Origin of the sequence: Streptomyces pathocidini (genome assembly GCF_001418495.1) — a bacterium.
Taxonomy (GTDB): domain Bacteria; phylum Actinomycetota; class Actinomycetes; order Streptomycetales; family Streptomycetaceae; genus Streptomyces; species Streptomyces pathocidini.
This window is the reverse complement of the sequence record NZ_LIQY01000663.1, coordinates 1-1,313: the sequence shown is the minus strand read 5'-3', so window position 1 is coordinate 1,313 and position 1,313 is coordinate 1. Positions and strand designations below refer to the sequence as shown.

Genomic DNA, 1,313 nt, shown 5'->3' with positions numbered 1-1,313 from the left:
CCCCCCACCCCCCGCAATGTCACGAAAAGATAACGTGTCCAGACCAAACGTCACGCCGGGTTCACTCGGCTGACGCCGCCGGGCCACGCGTGCCCCATTCGCGCCCCGCACAGTCGCAGACATGCGGATCGTCATAGCCGGCGGCGGAATCCTCGGCACCCTGCACGCCCGGGAAGCCATCGCCCGCGGCCACGAAGTCGTCCATCTGGAACGGGAACCCGAAGCCCGCGGGGCGTCCGTGCGCAACTTCGGCCTGGTGTGGGTCAGCGGCCGGGCCCAGGGCCCCGAGCTGGCCGCCGCGCTGCGGGCCAGGGAGCTGTGGGAGCGGATCGGCCGCGAGGTGCCCGGCACCGGCTTCCGCGCCTGCGGCTCGCTGACGGTGCTGCGCACCGCGGCCGAGCTAGCGGTCGCCGAGGAGTTCGCGGCCCGCGAGGACGCCGCCGAGCGCTCCACCAGACTGCTGGACGCGACCGAGGCCCAGGCGGTCAACCCCGCTCTGCGCGGCGACTTCGCCGGCGCCCTGTGGTGCGAGCGCGACGCCGCCGTCGAGCCCCGCGTCACCCTCCCCGCCGTCCGCGCCTCGCTGTCGGCGACCGGCCGCTACACCTGGCTGCCCGGCCGCGAGGTGCGGGAGGTGCGCGAGGTGGCGGGCCCCTCGCTGCGCGACGACCACGGCGCGGTCCACTACGGCGACGCCGTGTTCCTGTGCACCGGCGCCCAGTTGGGCGGGCTGACCCGCATCCTGGACCCCGAGCCGCCGGTGCGCCGCGTGCGCCTCCAGATGATGCAGACCGAGCCGCTGGACGAGCAGTTGACCACGGCGATCGCCGACGCCGACAGCCTGCGCTACTACCCCGCCTACCGCGGCCCCGCGCTGGACGCCCTCACCTCCGGCCAGCCGCAGCCGCCCGTCGCCGCCGAGCACGCGATGCAGCTGCTGATGGTCCAGCGCGCGGACGGCTCGCTGACGATCGGCGACACCCACGCGTACGAGGAGCCGTTCCCCTTCGACGTGACGGAGGAGCCGTACGGGCATCTGCGCCAGGTCATCGAGGGCATCCTCGGCCGCCCGCTGCCGCCCGTACGCCGCCGCTGGGCCGGGATCTACGCCCAGTGCACGGAACCCGATCTGCTCGTGCACCGCCGCGAGGTCGCCGAGGGGACCTGGCTCGTGACGGGGCCCGGCGGGCGCGGCATGACCCTCTCCCCCGCGCTGGCGGAGCAGACCGCGGATCTCGCGGGGCTGTGAAGCACCCCCGCGAGGACGCCCCCGCGCCGACGCCACCCGCCGACGCGCCAACACCCCTGCCGAC

General features: G+C 75.2%; 1 protein-coding gene. It reads left to right on the top strand.

The features are described from left to right. The first annotated feature begins 121 nt into the window (after nucleotides 1–121). Nucleotides 122–1,249 carry a TIGR03364 family FAD-dependent oxidoreductase gene (locus AOK16_RS24225; protein ID WP_055474242.1) on the top strand — a complete coding sequence of 376 codons (1,128 nt, stop codon included), beginning with the start codon at nucleotides 122–124 and terminating at the stop codon, nucleotides 1,247–1,249. The last annotated feature ends 64 nt before the right edge of the window (nucleotides 1,250–1,313 follow it).